This is a genomic window from Naasia sp. SYSU D00057 (assembly GCF_017916505.1).
Taxonomy (GTDB): domain Bacteria; phylum Actinomycetota; class Actinomycetes; order Actinomycetales; family Microbacteriaceae; genus Naasia.
Window position 1 is genome coordinate 48858 of sequence record NZ_JAFMSZ010000003.1, and the last position, 19691, is coordinate 68548.

Here is a 19691-nt window from a genome sequence, read left to right on the forward strand (position 1 = left end):
CCGAGTTGCCACATTCCGCCCTCATCTCGGCCGGATAGGGGCGGAAACCGGCAATTCGGCAGCAAGGGGACCCAGCCATGGGCGGACGGGTCGGGTCAGCGGATGAGCGAGTACCAGATCAGGAGCAGGGTGACCGGGAAGCCGACGGCGTAGTTGAGCCAGAGGAAGCGCTTCCAGCCCGCGTTCGCGCGCTCGGCGTCCGCGTCCGTCACCCGGAGGAACGGGACGACGTTGAGCGCGTACGGCAGCACGAGGATCGCGGCGAGCGGTCCGGGCCAGTCGCTCGGCAACAGCAGCACGGCCGCGAGCAGGTAGGCGGCGAGCGCGAGGACGACCGTCGCGCGGGCGCCGATCACGGTCGCGACGGAGGCGATGCCGCCCTCCCGGTCGGCGTTCACGTCCTGCACCGCCCCGAACGCGTGGCTCGCGATGCCCCACAGGAAGAACGCCGCGAGCACGGCGATCAGCGGCGGGGTCGGCTCCGCCCCGGCGAGCGCGAGGCCGTAGACGGCGGGACTCACGAAGTGGGTGCTCGAGGTGAGCGAGTCGAGGAACGGCCGCTCCTTGAACCGCAGCCTCGGCGCGCTGTAGGCGAGGACGGCCGCGATGCTGATCGCCAGCACGAGCCAGGACAGCGGTCCGCCGAGCAGCACGAGCGGGACGAGGAACGGCACGTTCGTGAGCACGACCGCCCAGAGCGTCGTGCGGTGCAGCCGGCGGTCGAGCACGGCGCCCTCGACTCCGCCCTTGCGCGGGTTCCGCAGGTCGGACTCGTAGTCGAACACGTCGTTGATGCCGTACATCGCGAGGTTGTAGGGGATCAGGAAGTAGAGCGTGCCGATGACGAAGGCGGCGTCCACGCGGCCCTCGGTGAGCAGGTACGCGGCCGCGAAGGGGTAGGCCGTGTTCACCCAGGACAGCGGCCGCGACGACGTGAGGAGGGCTCTAGCGGGATTCACGGCGCAGCAGGATCCACAGGGACGGGAGGCCGAGGACGGCGGCGACGGCGTACGCGAAGTCCTCGATGGGGGCGACGCCGATGCGGATGCCGCTGATGCGCGACTCGTCGTAGCCGACGATGCCCAGGCCGACGAGCACGTTGTCGAACACGGCGGTGAGGAGCAGCACCACGGCGAGTGCGATGCCCGCCGCCGTCAGCAGGGGCGCCGGGCGCCGGCTGCGCCGCAGCTTGAGCAGCGCGAACACGAACAGCAGCACGGGCGCGACGAGGAACGCCGCGTTCAGCGCGAGGTAGGTCACGCCCGCCTCCGCTCGAGGAGGATCCGCGCGGCCGCGAACGCGTTCATGGTCACGTAGCAGAGCAGGGCCAGGAAGAAGACCTCCTCGAGCGGCAGCTCGGGCGCGAGCACGATGCCGGTCAGGAGCGGTGAGCCGCCGCGGAAGAAGATTCCGAGCCCGATGCCCGCGACGTCCCAGGCGAGGAAGAACAGGATGCCGACCGCGAGCACGATGCCCGCTCGTCGCGCGTCCTTGGCGAAGAAGAGCCGGTACCTGCGGTCGAGCACGACCATGCCGAAGAGGGAGACGAGGAGCGCGGCCAGGTAGAGGAAGCTCACCGCGTCGCCTCGAGCGGAACCGGCAGCGGCCCGGCGGACACATCGCCGCGGAGCCGCTTGACGACCAGCTCCGCGCTGATGAGACACATCGGCAGCCCGATGCCGGGAATGGTGGAGCCTCCGGCGTAGAGCAGGCCGTCCACCCGCTTGCTGACGTTGCCGGCTCGGAAGAACGCACTCTGCATCAGGGTGTGGGCGGGGCCGAGGGCGCTGCCCCGCCAGACGCCCAGCCGGTCCGCGAGATCACCGGGGGCCACCGTGCGACGCACGACCACGCGCTCGTGCAGGTCCGGGATGCCCGCCCACTCCGCGATCTGGTCGAGCACCGCGTCCCCGAGGCGCTCCACGTGCGCGTCTCCCCCGTGCCCGATGCCGGGGTCCGCGGGAACGGGCACCAGCACGAAGACGTTCTCGTGGCCCTCGGGGGCGACGCCCGGATCGGTCGCGCTCGGCTTGCAGATGTAGAGGGATGCCGGATCGGGAATGGACGGGTCGGAGCCGAAGATGGCGTCGAAGTTGGCGCGCCAGTCCTTCGCGAAAAGCAGCGTGTGATGGCCGAGCTGCGGCAGCTCGCCGCGGATGCCGAGGTGCAGGAGCAGCGCGCCGGGGCCGGGCGTGCGCTTCCGCCACCACGACTCCGGATAGGTGCGCAGCTCGGGCGGCAGCAGTCGGGTCTCGGCGGCGTGCAGATCGCAGGCCGCCACGACGGTGTCGGCGGCGAAGAACCGCTCGGCACCGTCCGCGTCCCGGTAGCGCACCCCGGTGACGACCGACTTCGCGCCACCGATCGACTCGGTCGCGATCTGCGTCACCGGCGACGACGTGCGGATCGTGACGCCCGCCTCCTCGGCGAGGGCCGCGATGGTGTCGATCACCCGCACGAGCCCGCCCTGCGGGTAGAGGACGCCGTCCTCCAGGTCGAGGTGGCTCATCAGGTGGTACATGCTCGGTGTGGCGAACGGGGACGAGCCGAGGAACACGGCCGGGTAGCCGAGCAGCTGGCGCAGCCGCGGATCGGCGAACCGGCGGGCGACGAACGCGTCGAGCGACCGGGTCAGCAGGCCGAGCAGGCGCCCGAGGGAGCCGCGGACCTCGCCCGCGAACACGGGCCGCAGGTCGGCGAAGGTCGTGTAGAGGAAGCGCTCCTTGGCGAGCTCGTACACCTCGGCAGCCGAGTCGAGGTACTCCTCGAGCGCCCGGCCGGCGCCCGGCTCGACGCTCTCGAAGAGCGCGACGTTCTCCGCGCGGGTCGCCCCCACGCGCAGCCTCTCGGCCGTGCCGCCGGGCTGCGGCTCGTAGAGGATGTCGTAGCCGGGGTCGAGACGGACCAGGTCGAGCTGCTCGTCGGCGGTGGTGCCGAGCAGCCGGTAGAAGTGGTCGAACACCTCGGGCATGAGGTACCAGGACGGGCCCTCGTCGAACCGGAAGCCGTCGAGCTCGAGCAGGCTGGCGCGACCGCCCAGTCGCTCCCGCGACTCGAAGAGGGTGACGTCGAGACCCTCCCGGGCGAGCAGGGCCGCGGTCGCGAGACCGCTGATCCCTCCCCCGATGACGGCGGCGCGCTCCCTCACGCCCGGGTTCCCCGAGCGCCGGCGACGCCGGCCGCCACGATGCGCAGCTTCACGTGCTGCGGCACGCTCACGCGCTCGGCGGCGATCCGCTCGGCGGGCGTCTCCCGCAGGCGCCGGGACAGCTCCGCGAACAGGCCGTGCGCGACCGCGACCGCGCGCCGGCTTCCGACCGGCAGGGACGGGAGCACGTCGGCCGCCTCCGCGAGGTCGCGGTCGAGGTCGTCGAGCAGCCGGTTCTTCACGTCCTCGTCGAACTCCTGCACCCGGACCCCGGGGAAGTAGCTGCGGCCGAGGGACCCGAAGTCGGCCGAGAGGTCGCGGAGGAAGTTCACCTTCTGGAAGGCGGCCCCGAGGGCGCGGGCGCCGCGCTCGAGCCGGGGCAGGTCGGCGGGCCTGCGGCCGTCGAGGAACGCGGCGAGGCACATCAGCCCGACCACCTCGGCGGACCCGTACACGTACTCTGCGAACGACTCCGGCGTGTGCTCGTTCGCGGTGAGGTCTGCGCGCATCGACGCGAAGAACGGCACGACGAGGTCGTCGCCGAAGCCGGTCCGCCGGGCGGTGCGCGCGAACGCGTGCACGATGAGGTTGCTGCTGTAGCCGGTGCGGATGGCCCGCAGCACGTCCGCCTCAAGAGCGTCCAGCTGCTCGCCGACGGCCGGGGTCGGCAGCCCCGCGGACGCCGCGACGCCGTCGACGACCTCGTCCGCGACGCGGACCAGCCCGTAGATGTTCTGGATGTCGGCGCGGTTGCGGCGCGGCAGAAGCCGGGACGCGAGCCCGAACGACGTCGAGTAGCGGCGGATGACGACGCCGGCCGCCTCCTCGGCGACGCGGCCGTACTGCTCGAGCGGCGTCATCGGATGCGGTCCAGGGCCTGCCGCGCGAGCGGGGCGAGCTCCTCGGCGACGGGCGCGGGCAGTCGGTCGAGCAGCTGAACGGCCTCCGCCGCCTTGCGCGACGCGAGCCCGCGCGTAAAGACCTCGGCACCGCAGGCGATGAGCGCTTCTCGAACGCGGTCCGCCTCGCCGGCCGAGAGGTCCGGCTTGCCGAGGAACTGTCGTATGCCGGGCCAGGCATCCGTCGTGGCCGCGAACGCGATGGGCACCGTCCGCTTGCCCTCGCGCAGGTCGCCGAGCGTGGTCTTGCCGGTCTCCCGCTCGTCGCCGAAGACGCCGAGGAGATCGTCGGTGGCCTGGTAGGCGATGCCGAGGTCGCGGCCGAACGCGGCGAGCACCGGCAGGTGCGACTCGTCGGCGCCGGCGAGCACCGCGCCGGCCTGCAGCGGCGTCTCGAACGTGTAGACGGCGGTCTTCAGCCGCTCCATCTCGACCACCTGCTCCACGGTGGGCATCTCCCTCGAGATGCTGTAGTCGACGTCGATGAGCTCGCCCGCCGCCGAGGCGAAGACGGCGTCGTCGAGCAGGCGCACGACCCGGTCCTTCGTCGCGGGCGAGATGCCGTCGTAGTCCATCACCCGGTACGCGCCGGTGAGAGCGAGGTCGCCGGCGATGATCGCGGTCGAGATGCCGCGGTGCTCGGCGGTGGGGATCGGGATGCCGGCGGTCGTCGCGTCGTCGCGGTATCGGCCGGAGACGTTGGGAGCTCCGCGCCGGGTGAAGTCGCGGTCGATCACGTCGTCGTGCACGATCAGCGCGGTGTGCAGGAGCTCGAAGGCGGCCCCCACGTGCGCCGCCGCCTCGCGGTCGTCGCCGCCGAACGCGGTGTAGGCCTGGAGCACGAGCCGCGGCCGCAGCCGCTTGCCGCCGGCCGCACTGCTGCGGAGCGCCGACCACAGCTCCTCGTAGGCGGCGCCGATCTCGCGGGCGCGGGACCCGGCTACGCTGAAGAAGCGCTCGAGGACGGCGTCCACGGCGGACAGCCCGCCCGCGATGACAGGCGGACTCCCCGATGACGCATCCACGCGGTCAGTGTGACATACGGCGGTGAAGATGAACTCAGGCGAGGAGCTCGTCGTCCTCCTCGACGACGACGCCCGGCCCATCGGCACCGCCGCGAAGGCGGACGTGCACACCACCGACACGCCCCTCCACCTCGCCTTCTCCTGCCATGTGCGGGACGACGAGGGGCGCATCCTCGTCACCCGCCGCGCGCTCGGCAAGCGGGCCTGGCCCGGAGTCTGGACCAACTCGTTCTGCGGTCACCCCGGTCCCGGTGAGGACATCGGCGAGGCCGTCGTGCGCCGCGCGCGGCAGGAGCTCGGCATCGAGCTGGACGACCTCGAGCTGACACTCCCCGACTTCCGCTACCGCGCGGTCGACGCCTCGGGCATCGTCGAGTACGAGGTGTGCCCCGTCTATGTGGCGCGGGTCCGCGGCCCGGTCAGCCCGGACCCCGACGAGGTCATGGACTGGCAGTGGGTCGACGAGGACCGGCTCACCGCAGCGGTCGAGAGTGCCGGATGGGCGTTCAGCCCGTGGCTCGCACTGCAGCTGCCGGCGCTGGCGCAGCTGCGCCGCCACTGAGCGGCGGGATACGAAGCCGCCGCTACTGCTGGGGTGAGCTACGCGCCGGTCCGCCCGTCGTCCCGTGCCGAGACGTCGGTGCGGTGGAAGTTGACGTGCGACCGCGACGCGGTCGGCCCACGCTGACCGTGATACCGCGATCCGTAAGGGCCGGTGCCGTAAGGGTGCTCGGCGGACGAGGTGAGCCGGAAGAAGCACAGCTGCCCGATCTTCATGCCCGGCCACAGCTTGATCGGCAGGGTGGCGACGTTGCTGAGCTCCAGGGTGACGTGACCCGAGAAGCCGGGATCGATGAAGCCCGCCGTCGAGTGGGTGAGCAGCCCCAGCCGGCCGAGCGAGCTCTTGCCCTCGAGCCGCGCGGCGATGTCGTCGGGAAGGGTGACCTGCTCATAGGTCGAGCCGAGCACGAACTCACCGGGGTGCAGGATGAACGGCGCCTCCGGCCTCGCCTCGACGAGCCGCGTCAGGTCGGGCTGGTCCTCGGCCGGGTCGATGTAGGGGTACTTGTGGTTGTCGAACAGCCGGAAGTACCGGTCCAGTCGCACGTCGAAGCTCGACGGCTGGAGGAGCTCGGGATCATGCGGCTCGAGCCCGATGCGGCCCGAGGCGATCTCCGAGCGGATGTCACGATCCGAGAGCAGCACACCGCCACTGTAGCGGCTCCCCTAAGATGGACCCGGTCGCCCTCGGCGGCACACGCGGGTGTAGTTCAATGGCAGAACTCCAGCTTCCCAAGCTGGTAGCGCGGGTTCGATTCCCGTCACCCGCTCCATCTCCCGCTCCGCGCTCGATCGTCGAACGCGCCCCTGAGCACCGAAAGCCCCCTGTGCACGGGGTGCGCTCGGTGTTTCGGGGCGCGCTCGGTAGCAGGAGTGGGCGAACGCGAACGAGCCCCCTCGACCTCCGTGAGGAGAGCCGAGGGGGCTCGTCGTGCTCGGAAGCGTCAGAGGCGCTCGACGTTCGCGCCCACCAGCTTGTTGCGGGCGTCGAAGACCGGCACGCTGGCGTCCTGCAGGGCACCGTAGTCGACGTCGTCGTGGTCGGTCAGCAGGATCGCGAGGTCGTAGTCGTCGTACCTCACCTCGGTCGGCGCGACCCGGGTCACGGTGGCGGGCCACTGGTGATCCTCGACGTGCGAGTCGACGGCCGATACGGCGGCCGAGTGCTCGTTGAGGAGGTCGACGAGGTGGAGCGCCGGGGACTCGCGGATGTCGCCCGTGTTCTTCTTGTAGGCGAGCCCGAGGAGCAGGATCTTCGCGCCGCCGAGCGCCCGCTGCGACTCGTTCAGCAGGCGCTGGACGCGCTGCATCACGTAGGTCGGCATGTTGTCGTTCACGTCGTTCGCGAGCTCGACGAACCGGAAGCTCTTGCCGAGCTTGCGGCGCACCTGCCAGGACAGGTAGCTCGGGTCGACGGGGAGGCAGTGGCCGCCGACGCCGGGACCGGGCGTGAACTTCATGAAGCCGAAGGGCTTCGTCGCCGCCGCGTCGATCGACTCCCACACGTTCACGCCGAGCTGATTGGCGAACACCGCGAGCTCGTTGACGAGGGCGATGTTCACGTGACGGAAGGTGTTCTCGAGGAGCTTCGCCATCTCGGCCTCGCGTGGCGAGCTGACCGGCACGGTGCGGTCGACGATCGCGTCGTAGAACTCCCTCACGCGCTCGAGGGAGGCCGGATCGGTGCCGGAGATGATCTTCGGCGTCTCCTTGAGGCCCCACGTCGGGTTGCCCGGGTCGATGCGCTCCGGGCTGTAGCCGACGAAGAGGTCCTCGCCGGTGGTGAGGCCCGACTCCTCCTCGAGGATCGGCACGAGGAGCTCCTGGGTGGTGCCCGGGTAGGTGGTCGACTCGAGGATGACCGTCGCGCCGGGCTTCAGCCGGGCGGCGAGGGAGTGCGCGGCGCTCTCGATGAACGAGAGGTCGGGCAGCGTCTCCTTGAGCGGCGTGGGGACGCTGATCACGGCGATGTCGAAGCCGTTCGCCACGTCGTAGTCGTCGGTGATGCGGTAGCGACCGGAGGACAGCGCCTCCTGCAGCTGGGCGTCCGGGATGTCGTCGACGTGCGAGCGGCCGGCGCCGAGCGAGGCGATCCTCCGCTGGTCGAGGTCGATGCCGACGACGTCGTAGCCGACCTCGACCGCTCGCATCGCGACGGGCAGGCCGACGTAGCCCTGTCCGATGACGGCGACCGTCTGATTCCTCGACTCCACGGCTCCGCTGTCCTTCCCAGTGCCTTCCATCGATGTTCCTTTCAACGGCGGAACCAGAGTCCGCGAGTGGGGGTCCCCGATGCGAGCGCATCGGACAGTGTGGTGGCGCGCAGGCCGAGCTGCTCGTACGCGTCGAGGACGAGGGACGCCAGCTCCCCGCGGTCGAGATGGGGGCGGCCACCGCCACGGCCTCCGTCCTCGGCTTCCGCGTAGGCGTCGTGGGAGAGCACGATGGCGCCGCGGCCGGCGCCGGAGCGGACGCGGGTCAGCCGCTCCTCGGTGGTGGCGTCGCGCGAGTCGAGGGCGGTCGGCCCCCAGAGCACCGGCTCCAGCCCGGCGGCGCGGACGGCGCGGAACGAGGTGAGCGACTGGTGTCCGTAGGGGGGACGCAGCCACCGCACCGGCCGGCCGATCGCGTCCTCGAGCTCCGCCTTCCCGTCCGCGGTGCGCTGCAGCACCTTGCGGTAGGGCATGCGGGAGATGGACCGGTGGTCGACGCCGTGCAGGGCGATCTCGTGCCCCGCCTCCAGCACGTCCTTCAGCAGCGAGGGATACCGGCGCACGCGGGTCAGCAGGACGAAGAAGGTGGCGCGGGCGCCGCGCGCCTCGAGCACGGGCAGGATCGCGTCCGTGCCGCCCGGCTCCGGCCCGTCGTCATAGGTCAGGACGAACTCGGGCGCCTCGGTGCGCACGGCGACGACGGACCCGAGTGGTCCCCCGTGCGTGCGCAGGAATCGGCGAGCGCTCCCCGGCAGGAGTCGCGTCGCTCCGCTCACGCGCTCACCGGCGCCGCGTGCGCGCCGGCGTAGGCAGCGTAGGAGCGCCCGAGGCTCCCGGCGATCATGCCCGCACCGCGATAGGCGAGGCGGAGGCCGCGGGCGTGGTGCCGCTGCGACCGGGACACGAGGCCGAAGGCGGCGCGGAGGATGCCGACGACGATGCGCGCGACGCCTCCCGCCACGCCCTTGGCGCGGAGGACGGCGCGGCGGACGCGGTTCGGCTCGAGCTTGACGTGGACCCCGGCGGACACGTTGCCGTGGCTGTAGGCGCGCTTCAGCGCCCAGGCGCGGGTCTGGCGGTCGATCTCGACGGTGTCCTCGGTGACCGACTCGTTGCACCAGACCATGCGAGCGCCGGTGCGCATGAGGGTCATGCTGAAGTGCGTGTCGGACCCTCCGGCGAGCCCGATCGACTCGTCGAAGCGGACGCCGCTCGCACGCACCTGATCGAGGTCGAGCAGCAGGTTGCCCGTCGCGGCGACGGAGATCTCGGTGCCGGTGGGACGCTCGGGGCGCTGGAAGAGCCCGGAATGCGTCACCCAGGGATCGACGTCCGGGGCGAAGATCGACACCACCCGTCCCATCACCGCGGTCGGGCGGCCGTGCTCTTTCCAGGTCAGAACGAGAGAGCGCAGCCATTCCGCTCGCGGCAGCTCATCGTCGTCGATGAATGAGAGCAGCCGGAAGTCCTTCGATTCATCCATGGCACGATTGCGGACGGCGGGAATGCCCTTCGTCGTCTCGATCGCATATCTCGTGGGGATCCCCGAGAACGACGGCTCGACCGCGCTCTGGCCGGAGCCCGCGCTGTCGTTGTCGACGACGACGATGCCGCCGCGGGAGACGAGTCCTTCGGCGCACAGCTCCGACAGCTGCGCTCCCACGAGCGGCAGCAGCTGCGCCAGTCGCTCCGGTCGCTTGAACGTCGGAATGGCCACGACGAGGCTCGGGGCGTCGCCGGTCGGGGAAGTGTGCATTGCCTACCTCAGGGCCGCCGATCGGGTGGGTGGCGGCGCCTGCGACGATAGCAAACAGCAAGTAACCGGAGAATATCCGGACCCGGATCAGGAGGACCCCAGTACGGGGTTCACAAGGATTTGTCACCGCCCCGATAAGCGCGCGCAAAAGGGCCGGAAGTCCCTTTCTCCGGTTATCGGTTCAGGGCGATCAATTCCATTGGGCCGACCTCGACCTGCACCAGGCCTGCTGCCTCCGAGGACTGCTCCTGGCGGGCCGCATTCGCACCCGGCTGGGCCATGATCAGTCCGATCGCCGCCACGAGGAACACCCCCGCCGCGATCGGCGCGATGCGGCGCATCCTGAGGCCGGTCGGCGAGCGGCGGTCGAGGAGGACGGCGAGGAGCGCCGGCAGCCAGCCCCACACGAGTCCCCAGTGCGCGACCGCCACGAGATGCTCGGCGGCGAGGGCGAAGGGGGCCTGACGCTCGCGGAGTGCGACCACCACCACGACGAACGCGGGCACGGCGGCGACGCAGCTGCCCGCCGCGACCGCGCAGAACCAGAAGGCGGCGAAGTCACGCGAGCCGCGGCCCTCGTGACCTCGATGGTCGCCCCGCACGAGTGAGAAGAAGGTGGCGTATGCGGCGGCCAGAGCGAGCGCGGAGAGGGCGGTGAGGAGCGCACTCCAGGGAGCGGGCGCGGTCAGGTCGAGGAGGGGGACCGTCTCCGGTGTCAGCAGCGACAGCACGTGGCGCACGGGTCCCGGCAGGAGCTGCCGGCCCAGGAGCTCGAGATAGCCGCTCAGGAGCCACACGACCGCGGCCACCGCGGCGGGGAGGAGGAGCCGGAGGGTGCGCATGGTCCTCCGATCCTCGCGCCCGCGGCCGTGACTCGGCCAGTGCCACGCGAGAAGATCATCGGCGGCGGCAGCACCCCCGAATTGGGGGGGGGTCGTCCCGCCGCGAGGAAGCGGTGCGCGGAGACGGGCGAGCGGGGAGAAGCCCTGAAAGTAGCCCTCCGGTTCACTGTGAAAGCGCCCGTAACTGCACAGGGTGATCTACCGGTGCGCAAAGGGCAAGCCCCTGCGAGGATCCTGCGCCAAACCGTAGCGTCTGCTGTGTCGAATACCGTGTGCGGCTCGAAGTCGCGCTGACAACGGAAGGTACGAAATGAGCACAGCATCCGGCTCCGCAAGAGCCCCCCTTACTCGGTCTCCCAACCGGCTCGTCGCGACGATCTTCGGCGCGGTCTACACGCTGGTCGGTTTGGTCGGCTTCTTCGTGACCGGCGGGGTCGACTTCGCCGGGACCGAGGGTGCGAGCCTCCTCGGATTCGAGGTGAACCCCCTGCACAACATCGTCCACCTCCTGATCGGCATCGCCCTGCTCATCGGAGGCCTGAGCAGCGTCTCCGCCGCCAAGTCGGTCAACGGCATCGTCGGCGCGGTCTACCTGCTCGTCGGCATCCTCGGGTTCTTCATCGAGAACACCGGCGCCAACATCCTCGCCCTCAACACGGCGGACCACTTCCTGCACCTCGTGAGCGCCGTCGTCCTGCTCGGCGTCGCGATCGGCGCGGACAAGTCCGCGGCCCGCGCACGCGTGGCCTGATCTCTCCCCGGTGCGGCCGGCGCGGAAGCGCCGGCCGCACTCCCCTTCGACCCCGAGGAGCGCAGTGCTCGCCCTGACCCGGATCTGGATCGCCTTCGCCGCCCTCGGCGCCGGCCTGATCCACCTCGCCGTGGCCGCCGGCGCGCCCCCTGTCCTGCTCGTGGTGTTCCTCATCCTCGGCGCAGCCGAGATCGCCTGGAGCGTGACCACCATGCTCAAGGCGCGCTACGCCCTCCGGCAGCTGGCGCTCGTCGGAGCACTGCTCCCCCTCGTGGCGTGGGCGTCGGCTCTCGTGGCCGGCGAGGCGATCGGCGTGACCCCCGAGACCCTGCCGATCCTGCCGCTCGCGAGCGCCACGGTGCTCGACCTCGTGGTGGCCGTCGCCATGGCGCTCTCGCTGCGCCGCTCGCCCGACGTCTCCCCCGGCCCCGCCGCGGAGCCCGCGGCCGGTTGGACGGTGCTCGGCATCGCAGGCGGCGCGATCGTGATGAGCGCGCTCACGCTGCCCGCCCTCGGCCAGACTCAGGCCGGCATCGCGGCCCTCGACGGCCCGCACAATCACTCGCAGGTCGACCTGCCCGGGGTCTCCGAGCACGAGGGCCACTAGAGGGCAGCGGGCGCCGGCTCCACGCGGACGCGCGCCGCGCTCGTCATGAACCGGATGACGTCCTTGTCGACGATGATGTCCCGCGGCACGAGCGGCCGCGTCAGGTAGAGGCCGTCGAGCGACGTGAGCCGGCTCAGCGCCACGTACGTCTGACCGGCCGAGAACACCCGCGTGCCGAGGTCCACAACGGCGGCGTCGTAGGTCTTCCCCTGGGACTTGTGGATCGTGACCGCCCACGCCAGCCGGAGCGGGAACTGCGTGAACTCCGCCACCACCTCGCGGGTCAGCTTCTTCGTGGCCGGCGAGTAGGTGTAGCGCTGCCGCTCCCAGACAGCCGGGCCCACTTCGTGCTCCTCGCCGTCCACCTCGACGACGACCACCGGGTTGCGCACCCGCCGCACCACTCCGACCGTGCCGTTCACCCAGCGCTGATCCGGGTCGTTGCGGAGGAACATCACGTGGGCGCCCGGCTTGAGCTCGAGCGCCTCCTCGGCGGGGAACGCTCGGCCGCCGAAGTCGCCGTTGATCTCCGCCCTGGCCGTGGACGTCTTGCCGGGCAGCGCGGCGAGCGCCCTCGCGTTGATGCGGGTGACGCTGTCGTTGCGGGTGGCGAGGGTGATGGGCGGATCGCTGGGGACGGGACGCGCGCCCGCGCCGTTGAGCATCCCGGCGATCTCCGCGGTGACCCGTCCGGCGCGGACCGCGTTGAGCATCGCCTTGAAGCCGTCGTCCTGCTGCCGGTGGATCTGCCGCAGCTCGAGCACCGACAGCTCCGTCTGGTCCCACACCTTGGCGTCGAAGAACCACATCGACCGGTAGTTGTCGGCGAAGTAGGCCCGCTCGTCTCCGTCGCCGGGCACCGGCGCGAGCTGGAACGGGTCGCCGAAGAGCACGATCTGGACGCCGCCGAACGGCTCCTTCCGCTGTCGGGCCCACCGGAGGCGCCGGTCCACCGCGTCGAGGAGGTCGGCGTTCACCATCGACACCTCGTCGATGACGACGGTGTCGACGGCGCTCAGCAGCTTGCGGAGGTCGCGGTCGTCGTCGAGGTCGCGGTCGGCGATCACGCCGATGGGCAGCTTGAACAGGGAGTGGATGGTCTGGCCACCGACGTTCAGTGCGGCCACCCCGGTCGGCGCACAGACGACGAGCTGCTTCTCGCTGTGCCAGGAGAGGTGGTTGAGGAGCGTCGACTTGCCGGTGCCCGCCCGACCGGTGACGAAGATGTGCCGGCGGGTGCCCTCGATCACGTCGAAGACGGCTTGCTGCTCGGCCGACAGTGCGGGAGGCATCCGGTCAATCTACCCGCTCCGCCCCCGCCTTCCCGGGCGCCGAGGCGGTCGGTGCATAGGATGGCGGCATGGGGGGCTGGGACGGCGACGCCCCCCGCGCCCCGGAGCGGCGCATCCCCCGCGGCGTCCTCCCCTGGGCCGTGCTCACCGCCCTGGTGCCCCTGGTGTTCGCCGTCGTCGTGCTCGTGCTCAACGCGTCGTACTACAGCGCCGGCGGCTTCGTCTCCCGCTACCTCGACTCGCTCGAGCGCAGGGATCTCGCAGTCGCGCTGGCGACGCCTGGCGTGCGGCTGCCGGAGGGCGTCTCGGACGCGGCCCTGACCCGGGAGACCATGGGGACGCTGAGCGGCGCCCGGATCGTCGAGGACCGCGTCGGCGACGACGGGCTCCACCGGGTGACCGCGGAGTATCGACTCGGCAGCGAGAGCGCCCGCACCGAGTTCCTCGTGGAGAGCGGTTCACCGATCGCGCTCCTCTTCTCCGGCTGGCGGTTCGCGGAGTCGCCCACCGCCGTGCTGCGCGTCCGGGTGCTGCACGACACGGGCTTCCGGATCGACGGCGAGCCGGTCTCCGCGGCGGACGGCACGCCGGCGGCCGAGACCGTGCTCGACCTCGCCGTCCTCGCACCGGTGCGCCTCGTCCTCGACCAGGACACCGCCTACCTCACGGCCGAGCCGGTGACCGCGGCGGTGACGGAGGCGGGCAGCACCGTTGAGGCGAACGTCGACGTGCAGGCGAACCGCCGCTTCAACCGCGCGGTTCAGGACGAGGTGAACGAGTTCCTCGACGCGTGCGCCGAGCAGACCGTGCTGCAGCCCGCCGGCTGCCCCTTCCGGCGCCTGATCGAGGATCGCGTGCTCGACGCGCCGGAATGGTCCGTGACGGCATATCCCCAGATCGGCATACAACCAGGGCTCGCCCCGGACGGCACCTTCGCGTGGTCGGTTCCGCCCACGCCCGGCACCGCGCACATCCGGGTGCGCGTCGTCTCGCTCTTCGACGGCTCGGTGTACACGGTCGACGAGGACGTCCCGTTCGACGTCTCCTTCGTCCTCACGATGCGGGGGGACGGCGGACTGGACATCCGCGGCACCTGACTCAGCCGCGGCGGCCGGCCCGCTCGAGCATCGCGCGGTAGCGGGAGTCGACCGGCGCCGGCTGCTTCGGCGCCGTGCGCTCCGTCCGGCCGCGACGGGTGGCGAGCACGGCGAGCGCGAGCAGCGCCGGCACGGCGGCGACGAGCAGCACGGCTCCCCCGGCCCGCTGATCGGCCAGGGCGTCCGTTCCCCAGCCCATCGCGCCGTACCAGTCGGCGAGCAGCAGGGAGTCGGATGCGAGCAGCACGGCACCCGCCGCGGCCCAGGCCACCGCGGCGACCGCGGCGGGCAGCGCCCGCCGCCGTCCCGATCCGGCTCCGTGCAGCGCCGCGCGCACGACGATCAGCCCGCCCGCGAGAAGCAGAGCCTCGCCCCACTGCCGCCCGGCGGCGTCGGTGACGATCCAGCGGAACGCGGGGGTGAAGACGAGCAGCCAGGGCAGGAGCGCCGCGAGCACCGTGACCGGCAGGGGCGCGCCCAGCGCACGCACGATCGGCGCCGAGCGAACGGCGCCCGCCCACTCGCGCACCCCGCGGCTGCCGTCGGTCCGTGCCTCGGCGGCGGCATCGAGCAGTCGCAGCGGGGCGCCTGCCAGAAGGAGGATCGGCACGAGCACGGCCAGGGCGGCCTCGAGCATCATCTGCGCGCTGAAGAGGTGGCGCGCGTAGACACCGACGCCGCCGCTCGTCCCCACGACGAGCACGACCAGGCCGGCGAGCCAGGACGCGGTGCGCGCGCCGGGCCAGCGCTCCCCCCGCCGTGCCAGTCGGATCACTCCGGCGACGTAGTACGCCGCGGCGATGCCCGCCACGACGAGCCACAGCAGGTCGAGCCGGAAGGCGGTGAGCAGCGAGCCGAGGTCCGGAGCGGGCGGCAGCGGGTAGGTGGTCAGGAGCTCGGAAGGGGACGTGCCGATCGAGAGCTCCTCGTCGTCGACGGGAGGCGATGTGCGGGCGAGTCCAGCGGCGGCTCCTGAGGCGATGCCCATCACCGCGAGCTCGCCGACGACCAGCAGCCAGAACGAGCGTGCCGCACCCCCGTCCAGCCGGCGCAGGGCGAAGCGCCGGTGGAGCGCCCCGACGGCACCGAGCGCGAGCAGTGCGACCACCTTCACGACGACGAGGAGTCCGTACGGGCTGGCCAACCGGTCGAGGGAGCCCACCCGCAGCTCAGCGCTCACGTAGCCGGAGACGGCCACCACGCAGAAGCACAGCAGCGCGATCGACGAGTACCGGCCCGCGACGGCCCGAAGGGCGGCGGAAGGGAGGATCGGGCGCAGCAGGAGCAGCACGAGGAGCCCGCCGAGCCAGGCGGCGGCGAAGCCGAGGTGCAGTCCGAGCGCCGCAACCGCCTCCTCGTGGTTGCCCGCGCCGGCGCTGTGCCCCTCACCGGCCATGGGCAGCAGGCCCGCGACGGCGAGCGCGAGGACGAGCAGGAGCACGGGGCGCGAGCGGACCGCGAAGCAGAGCACCGTGACGGACGCGGCGAGCAGGGTCGTGATGAGCCAGGACTGGCCGGTGCCGACCGAGGTGAGGAAGAAGCCGAGCTGTGCGCCGAACGTCTCGTCGAGCGACAGCGGAATGCCCGTCACGCTGAGGAAGGTCAGCAGCCCCGTCGCGGCCGCCGCGATGGTCCAGGCCGCGGCCGCCGCCGCGGCGATGTCGAGGGCCCGGCCGATCTCGCGCTCTCCCCCGAGCGCGAAGGCGACGAGCGCGAGCGCCCCGAGCGTCACCGAGACGGTGAGGTTGACGAGCAGCTTCGCGACGGGCAGCCCCACCCGGACAACGGGACCCGGATCGTCGATGAGGAGCGCCGCCGCTCCCCCGCCGAGAGCGAGGGCCGCGAACAGCGCGAGCAGCGCGGCGACGAGCAGAGCCCCCGTGCCGAGAAGCGATCCGCCTCCGAGGACGGGCGGCGCCGGAGCGTCGCGGGATCCGGGGAGCACGTCCGCAAGCCTACGGGGCGGCGACCGGACGACCACCGGGAACGACGAAGGGGATGCGCGGCGAACCGCGCATCCCCTTCTCGTACCTTCGTCCGACTAGCGGGCGGCAGCCTTCAGCTTGCTGCCGGCGCTGATCTTGACACCCTTGCTGGCGGCGATCTCGATCGGCTCACCCGTCTGCGGGTTGCGGCCGGTGCGGGCGGCCCGGGAGGTCTGCTCGACGGCGAGCCAGCCCGGGATCGTCACCTTGGTGCCCTCGGCCACGCTCTTGGCGAGCGTGGAGAAGAGCGCGTCGAGGACGCCGTTGACGGCGGCCTGCGACTGGCCGGACTCCGCCGCGACGGCGGCGACGAGATCGGTGCGGTTCAGCGATGCCATATAAGTCCTCCTCGGGACTGTCGCCATCCTAGGAAAGACGGCCATCTGTCTTGTCGTGTATCACGATGGGGGCAGGAAAGCCCGGCGGTCAAGGTTGACCGCCCAGTAACTTACCAGCTTGACTTCGTGATGCCCGGCAATTCGCCCCGATGGGCCATCTCGCGGAACCGCACGCGGGAGATCCCGAACTTCTTGATGTTGCCGCGGGGACGGCCGTCGACGGCGTCGCGATTGCGGAGGCGGACCGGCGACGCGTCGCGCGGCAGCTTCTGCAGGCCGATGCGGGCGGCCTCGCGCTGCTCATCCGTGGACGCCGGGTCGACCAGCGCCTTCTTGAGCTCGGCGCGCTTCGCGACGTAGCGGTTGACGATCACCTTGCGCTGCTCGTTGCGCGCGATCTTGCTCTTCTTGGCCATGCTTACCGCTCCTCGCGGAAATCGACGTGCTTGCGGATCACCGGGTCGTACTTCTTGAGCACGATCCGGTCGGGGTTGTTGCGACGGTTCTTGCGGGTCACGTACGTGTACCCGGTGCCGGCCGTCGAACGGAGCTTGATGATGGGACGGACGTCCTGCTGCTTGGCCATCAGATCTTCTCCCCACGGGCCAGGATGTCCTTGACCACGGACTCGATGCCGCGGGCGTCGATCACCTTGATGCCCTTGGCGCTGACATTGAGCGTGACGTTCCGGCGCAGGGACGGCACGTAGTAGGTGCGCTTCTGCACGTTCGGGTCGAAGCGCCGCTTGGTGCGGCGGTGCGAGTGCGAGATGTTGTGGCCGAAGCCGGGAACCTTCCCGGTGACCTGGCAGACTGCTGCCACGATTCCTCCAATACCGCGGAGCACGACGGCTCCGCCCAAGATCGCTTGTCTGCGCGCACAGCAGCCCCGCGAATGGAGATCGAGGGGGATATGCGCACTGCCGAACCGGGTCGGGCCCGGCGGCCAAACGTCAATCGTACGGACTGCGGGGTGTCCCTGCAACTGCACCGGATCTGCGGGGCCTCGCCGGATCAGGCTGAGGAGCAGGCGGGGCAGAGCCCGAACACGTCGATGACATGCTGCGGTGCCGTGAATCCGTGGCGGGCGGCCGTCGCGGCGGCCCACTGCTCGACGTCGTCGGCCTCGATCTCCACCGTTGTGCCGCACGAGCGGCAGATGAGGTGGTGGTGGTGCGCGGAGCTCTCGCAGGCCCGGTAGAGGCTCTCGCCGTCCACCGACTGCAGGGAGTCGGCGTCGCCTTCGCCGGCGAGGTCGGCGAGGGCACGGTAGACGGTGGCGAGACCGATCGGCGAGCCGCCCTGCCGCAGCGCGGCGTGCAGGTCCTGGGCGCTGACGAAGCCGCCCGCGTCGCCCAGCGCATCGCGCACCGCCTGGCGCTGCCACGTGTTCCGCTTCATCGCGACCAGTGTAGGTGCGAGCGCTCGACGGGCGGCTGGGGAAGGGGAGGCATCGCTCAGGCCGCCGTCGCGAGCGCCCGCGGGCGGCGGCGCACCCGGCCGACGATGCGGCAGACCAGGTAGATGGTGAACGAGATGGTGGTGATGTACGGGCTGATCGGGATGGACGACCCGAGGGCGAGGAGGATGCCGCCCACCGTGGACACCGTCGCGAACAGCACGCTGAGGGCGACGACCAGCGGGGGATTGGCGGCCACCCGCAGCGCGGCGGCGGCGGGGGTGACGAGCAGGGCGAGCACGAGAAGCGCGCCGACGATGTGCAGGGACACGGCCGTCGCGAGCGCGAGGAGCACCATGAAGCCGATCGACAGGCCGCGTACCGGCACGCCGCGTGCGGTCGCGACGTCCTCGTCCAGGCTCGCGAAGAGCAGGGGGCGCCAGATCACCGCGAGGGCACCCACCACGACGACGGCCACCGTCACGAGGGAGGCGAGCTGCGGGCTGTCCACGGCCACGATCTGCCCGGTGAGCAGCCCGAACTTGTTGGAGCTGCGCCCCGGATAGAGCGCGAGGAAGAGGATGCCGAGGCCGAGCCCGAAGGGCATCAGGACGCCGATGATCGAGTTGCGGTCGCGGGCACGCACGCCGAGCAGCCCGATCAGCACCGCCGCGACCAGAGAGCCGACGATCGACCCGGCCACCACGTTGACGCCGAGCAGCAGCGCGGCCGACGCGCCCGCGAACGACAGCTCGCTGATGCCGTGCACCGCGAACGCGAGGTCGCGCGCCATCACGAAGTAGCCGATCAGCCCGCCGAGGACCCCGAGCACCGCCCCGGCCAGGACGGTGTTGCCGAGGAGCGCGAGCAGCTCGGCGTAGTCGGTGAAGTCGAAGAGGGTCCCCCACAGCTCGTCGAAGCTCACGTCGCGTCTCCGTGTCCTGGCGCTACGCCGGCATGCGCGCCGTCCGCCGCGGCGGCCTCCGCGGCGACCACGACGACGCGGCCGTGCACGTCGAGGACGTCGACGTGCACGCCGTAGAGGCGGGAGAGCACCTCGCCCGTGAGCACCTCCGCCGGGGTGCCGAGGCGGTGCCCGGCAGGGGCGAGGTAGAGCACCCGGTCGACCATGCCGAGCAGGGGATTGACGTCGTGGGTGACGAGGAGCACGCCGGCACGCTCGGTACGACGGTAGGCGTCGAGCGCGTCCAGCACCGCGCGCTGGTGGGCGAGGTCGAGCGAGAGGAGGGGCTCGTCGGCGAGGATCAGCCCGGGGCTCCCGACGAGCGCCTGCGCCATCCGGAGCCGCTGCTGCTCCCCGCCGGAGAGCAGCCCGACCGGGCGCCGCGCATACGGCAGGGCGCCGACCGCCTCGAGGGCCGCGTCGACCGCCGCCCTCCGCTCGCGGGACGGGAGGGGGAAGCCGAACCGGGTCCCGTCGAGGCCGAGCGCGACGAGGTCGCGTGCCCGCATCGGCGCGCCGCGGTCGAAGAGCCGCTGCTGCGGGACGTACCCGATGTGCGGGCCCCCGCGCTCGGCGGGCTTGCCGAGGACCCGGCGGGTCCCCTCCGTGAGCGGGAGCTGCCCGAGCACGGCGCGCAGGAGGCTGCTCTTCCCCGCGCCGTTCGGGCCGAGCACGGCCACGAGCTCGCCGGGCGCGAGCCGGAGGTCGAGCCCCGACCAGAGGCGCCGCCCGCCCAGCTCGAGCGCGGCGCCGGTGAGCTCGAGGGGCGTTCGTGCCTCGTCGCTCGCCGTGCTCACCTCCGGAGGATAGCGAGT

At 71.7% G+C, this 19691-nt stretch carries 24 protein-coding genes and 1 tRNA gene; 5 read left to right on the forward strand and 20 right to left on the reverse strand.

All coding sequences use genetic code 11. The annotated features are described in order from the left end of the window. Positions 1-95: 95 nt before the first annotated feature. The 6 genes from J3P36_RS10690 to J3P36_RS10710 are packed head-to-tail and all read right to left on the reverse strand — an operon-like array spanning position 96 to position 5072. The gene (locus J3P36_RS10690; protein WP_210507985.1) at positions 96-959 is read right to left on the reverse strand and encodes a prenyltransferase; all 864 of its coding nucleotides are present in this window, start codon (positions 957-959) and stop codon (positions 96-98) included. Next, on the reverse strand, positions 946-1260 hold the full coding sequence (locus J3P36_RS10695; RefSeq protein WP_210507986.1) for a lycopene cyclase domain-containing protein: 315 nt from the start codon (positions 1258-1260) through the stop codon (positions 946-948). The genes J3P36_RS10690 and J3P36_RS10695 overlap by 14 nt, the downstream gene beginning before the upstream one ends. Then, positions 1257-1577, reverse strand: a complete 321-nt coding sequence (locus J3P36_RS10700) for a lycopene cyclase domain-containing protein (RefSeq protein ID WP_210507987.1) — start codon at positions 1575-1577, stop codon at positions 1257-1259. Before J3P36_RS10700 ends, J3P36_RS10695 begins: the two co-directional genes overlap by 4 nt. Further along, the gene (gene crtI, locus J3P36_RS16365) at positions 1574-3148 is read right to left on the reverse strand and encodes a phytoene desaturase family protein (protein ID WP_307807050.1); all 1575 of its coding nucleotides are present in this window, start codon (positions 3146-3148) and stop codon (positions 1574-1576) included. Before crtI ends, J3P36_RS10700 begins: the two co-directional genes overlap by 4 nt. Further along, positions 3145-4008 carry a squalene/phytoene synthase family protein gene (locus J3P36_RS16370; RefSeq protein WP_246854622.1) on the reverse strand — a complete coding sequence of 288 codons (864 nt, stop codon included), beginning with the start codon at positions 4006-4008 and terminating at the stop codon, positions 3145-3147. The genes crtI and J3P36_RS16370 overlap by 4 nt, the downstream gene beginning before the upstream one ends. After that, positions 4005-5072, reverse strand: coding sequence for a polyprenyl synthetase family protein (locus J3P36_RS10710; RefSeq protein WP_307807051.1), 1068 nt, complete (start codon positions 5070-5072; stop codon positions 4005-4007). Before J3P36_RS10710 ends, J3P36_RS16370 begins: the two co-directional genes overlap by 4 nt. A gap of 28 nt (positions 5073-5100) precedes the next feature. On the opposite strand from J3P36_RS10710, the gene idi reads away from it, so the two are divergent. Continuing rightward, positions 5101-5634, forward strand: a complete 534-nt coding sequence (gene idi / locus J3P36_RS10715; protein WP_210508571.1) for an isopentenyl-diphosphate Delta-isomerase — start codon at positions 5101-5103, stop codon at positions 5632-5634. 38 nt (positions 5635-5672) lie between these two features. Here the strand turns inward: idi and dcd are convergent, their stop codons facing one another. Continuing rightward, the gene (gene dcd / locus J3P36_RS10720) at positions 5673-6278 is read right to left on the reverse strand and encodes a dCTP deaminase (RefSeq protein WP_210507989.1); all 606 of its coding nucleotides are present in this window, start codon (positions 6276-6278) and stop codon (positions 5673-5675) included. A 54-nt stretch (positions 6279-6332) separates the two neighbouring features. On the opposite strand from dcd, the gene J3P36_RS10725 reads away from it, so the two are divergent. Beyond that, positions 6333-6406, forward strand: a tRNA-Gly gene (locus tag J3P36_RS10725). A 171-nt stretch (positions 6407-6577) separates the two neighbouring features. On the opposite strand, the gene J3P36_RS10730 is transcribed toward J3P36_RS10725, so the two are convergent. The 4 genes from J3P36_RS10730 to J3P36_RS10740 form a co-directional block, all read right to left on the reverse strand. Beyond that, the gene (locus tag J3P36_RS10730; protein ID WP_210507997.1) at positions 6578-7876 is read right to left on the reverse strand and encodes a nucleotide sugar dehydrogenase; all 1299 of its coding nucleotides are present in this window, start codon (positions 7874-7876) and stop codon (positions 6578-6580) included. 11 nt (positions 7877-7887) lie between these two features. Further along, positions 7888-8622: a polysaccharide deacetylase family protein gene (locus J3P36_RS16375; protein ID WP_307807052.1), complete on the reverse strand. Its 735-nt coding sequence runs from the start codon at positions 8620-8622 to the stop codon at positions 7888-7890. Further along, on the reverse strand, positions 8619-9602 hold the full coding sequence (locus tag J3P36_RS16380; protein ID WP_246854623.1) for a glycosyltransferase family A protein: 984 nt from the start codon (positions 9600-9602) through the stop codon (positions 8619-8621). Before J3P36_RS16380 ends, J3P36_RS16375 begins: the two co-directional genes overlap by 4 nt. Before the next feature lie 173 nt (positions 9603-9775). Further along, complete coding sequence (locus J3P36_RS10740; protein WP_210507999.1) at positions 9776-10444, reverse strand: hypothetical protein; 669 nt, start codon at positions 10442-10444, stop codon at positions 9776-9778. Between the two features lie 310 nt (positions 10445-10754). Between J3P36_RS10740 and J3P36_RS10745 the strand changes: the two genes are divergently transcribed. After that, a complete protein-coding gene (locus J3P36_RS10745; protein WP_210508001.1) occupies positions 10755-11195 on the forward strand; it encodes a DUF4383 domain-containing protein in 441 nt (146 codons plus the stop codon). A gap of 64 nt (positions 11196-11259) precedes the next feature. Then, positions 11260-11802, forward strand: a complete 543-nt coding sequence (locus J3P36_RS10750) for a hypothetical protein (RefSeq protein WP_210508003.1) — start codon at positions 11260-11262, stop codon at positions 11800-11802. Here the strand turns inward: J3P36_RS10750 and J3P36_RS10755 are convergent. Continuing rightward, entirely contained in the window at positions 11799-13094 is a 1296-nt protein-coding gene (locus J3P36_RS10755; protein ID WP_210508005.1) for an ATP-dependent RecD-like DNA helicase, read from the reverse strand. The genes J3P36_RS10750 and J3P36_RS10755 overlap by 4 nt on opposite strands. A gap of 68 nt (positions 13095-13162) precedes the next feature. On the opposite strand from J3P36_RS10755, the gene J3P36_RS10760 reads away from it, so the two are divergent. Further along, on the forward strand, positions 13163-14191 hold the full coding sequence (locus tag J3P36_RS10760; protein WP_210508006.1) for a hypothetical protein: 1029 nt from the start codon (positions 13163-13165) through the stop codon (positions 14189-14191). A gap of 1 nt (position 14192) precedes the next feature. On the opposite strand, the gene J3P36_RS10765 is transcribed toward J3P36_RS10760, so the two are convergent. The 8 genes from J3P36_RS10765 to J3P36_RS10800 all read right to left on the reverse strand — a co-directional run bounded on the left by J3P36_RS10765 (position 14193) and on the right by J3P36_RS10800 (position 19673). Then, positions 14193-16136, reverse strand: a complete 1944-nt coding sequence (locus J3P36_RS10765; RefSeq protein WP_210508007.1) for a cytochrome c oxidase assembly protein — start codon at positions 16134-16136, stop codon at positions 14193-14195. Positions 16137-16232: 96 nt separating this feature from the next. Beyond that, a complete protein-coding gene (locus J3P36_RS10770) occupies positions 16233-16514 on the reverse strand; it encodes an HU family DNA-binding protein (protein ID WP_210508008.1) in 282 nt (93 codons plus the stop codon). 110 nt (positions 16515-16624) lie between these two features. Next, positions 16625-16930: a 30S ribosomal protein S14 gene (rpsN, locus tag J3P36_RS10775; protein ID WP_210508009.1), complete on the reverse strand. Its 306-nt coding sequence runs from the start codon at positions 16928-16930 to the stop codon at positions 16625-16627. 2 nt (positions 16931-16932) lie between these two features. Next, positions 16933-17100, reverse strand: a complete 168-nt coding sequence (gene rpmG / locus J3P36_RS10780; protein WP_136427824.1) for a 50S ribosomal protein L33 — start codon at positions 17098-17100, stop codon at positions 16933-16935. Further along, on the reverse strand, positions 17100-17336 hold the full coding sequence (gene rpmB / locus J3P36_RS10785; RefSeq protein WP_210508010.1) for a 50S ribosomal protein L28: 237 nt from the start codon (positions 17334-17336) through the stop codon (positions 17100-17102). Before rpmB ends, rpmG begins: the two co-directional genes overlap by 1 nt. Positions 17337-17527: 191 nt before the next feature. Further along, a complete protein-coding gene (locus J3P36_RS10790; RefSeq protein ID WP_210508011.1) occupies positions 17528-17914 on the reverse strand; it encodes a Fur family transcriptional regulator in 387 nt (128 codons plus the stop codon). A gap of 56 nt (positions 17915-17970) precedes the next feature. Next, a complete protein-coding gene (locus J3P36_RS10795; RefSeq protein WP_210508016.1) occupies positions 17971-18837 on the reverse strand; it encodes a metal ABC transporter permease in 867 nt (288 codons plus the stop codon). Further along, positions 18834-19673, reverse strand: a complete 840-nt coding sequence (locus J3P36_RS10800; RefSeq protein ID WP_307807053.1) for an ABC transporter ATP-binding protein — start codon at positions 19671-19673, stop codon at positions 18834-18836. Before J3P36_RS10800 ends, J3P36_RS10795 begins: the two co-directional genes overlap by 4 nt. Positions 19674-19691 lie beyond the last annotated feature (18 nt).

What these genes read in the sequence shown, in the direction of transcription:
- J3P36_RS16370 (WP_246854622.1), bottom strand. Translation starts at nt 4,008, where the DNA reads ATGACGCCGCTCGAGCAGTACGGCCGCGTCGCCGAGGAGGCGGCCGGC.
- idi (WP_210508571.1), top strand. Translation starts at nt 5,101, where the DNA reads ATGAACTCAGGCGAGGAGCTCGTCGTCCTCCTCGACGACGACGCCCGG.
- J3P36_RS10730 (WP_210507997.1), bottom strand. Translation starts at nt 7,876, where the DNA reads ATGGAAGGCACTGGGAAGGACAGCGGAGCCGTGGAGTCGAGGAATCAG.
- J3P36_RS16380 (WP_246854623.1), bottom strand. Translation starts at nt 9,602, where the DNA reads ATGCACACTTCCCCGACCGGCGACGCCCCGAGCCTCGTCGTGGCCATT.
- J3P36_RS10740 (WP_210507999.1), bottom strand. Translation starts at nt 10,444, where the DNA reads ATGCGCACCCTCCGGCTCCTCCTCCCCGCCGCGGTGGCCGCGGTCGTG.
- J3P36_RS10745 (WP_210508001.1), top strand. Translation starts at nt 10,755, where the DNA reads ATGAGCACAGCATCCGGCTCCGCAAGAGCCCCCCTTACTCGGTCTCCC.
- J3P36_RS10755 (WP_210508005.1), bottom strand. Translation starts at nt 13,094, where the DNA reads ATGCCTCCCGCACTGTCGGCCGAGCAGCAAGCCGTCTTCGACGTGATC.
- J3P36_RS10760 (WP_210508006.1), top strand. Translation starts at nt 13,163, where the DNA reads ATGGGGGGCTGGGACGGCGACGCCCCCCGCGCCCCGGAGCGGCGCATC.
- J3P36_RS10770 (WP_210508008.1), bottom strand. Translation starts at nt 16,514, where the DNA reads ATGGCATCGCTGAACCGCACCGATCTCGTCGCCGCCGTCGCGGCGGAG.
- rpsN (WP_210508009.1), bottom strand. Translation starts at nt 16,930, where the DNA reads ATGGCCAAGAAGAGCAAGATCGCGCGCAACGAGCAGCGCAAGGTGATC.
- rpmG (WP_136427824.1), bottom strand. Translation starts at nt 17,100, where the DNA reads ATGGCCAAGCAGCAGGACGTCCGTCCCATCATCAAGCTCCGTTCGACG.
- J3P36_RS10790 (WP_210508011.1), bottom strand. Translation starts at nt 17,914, where the DNA reads ATGAAGCGGAACACGTGGCAGCGCCAGGCGGTGCGCGATGCGCTGGGC.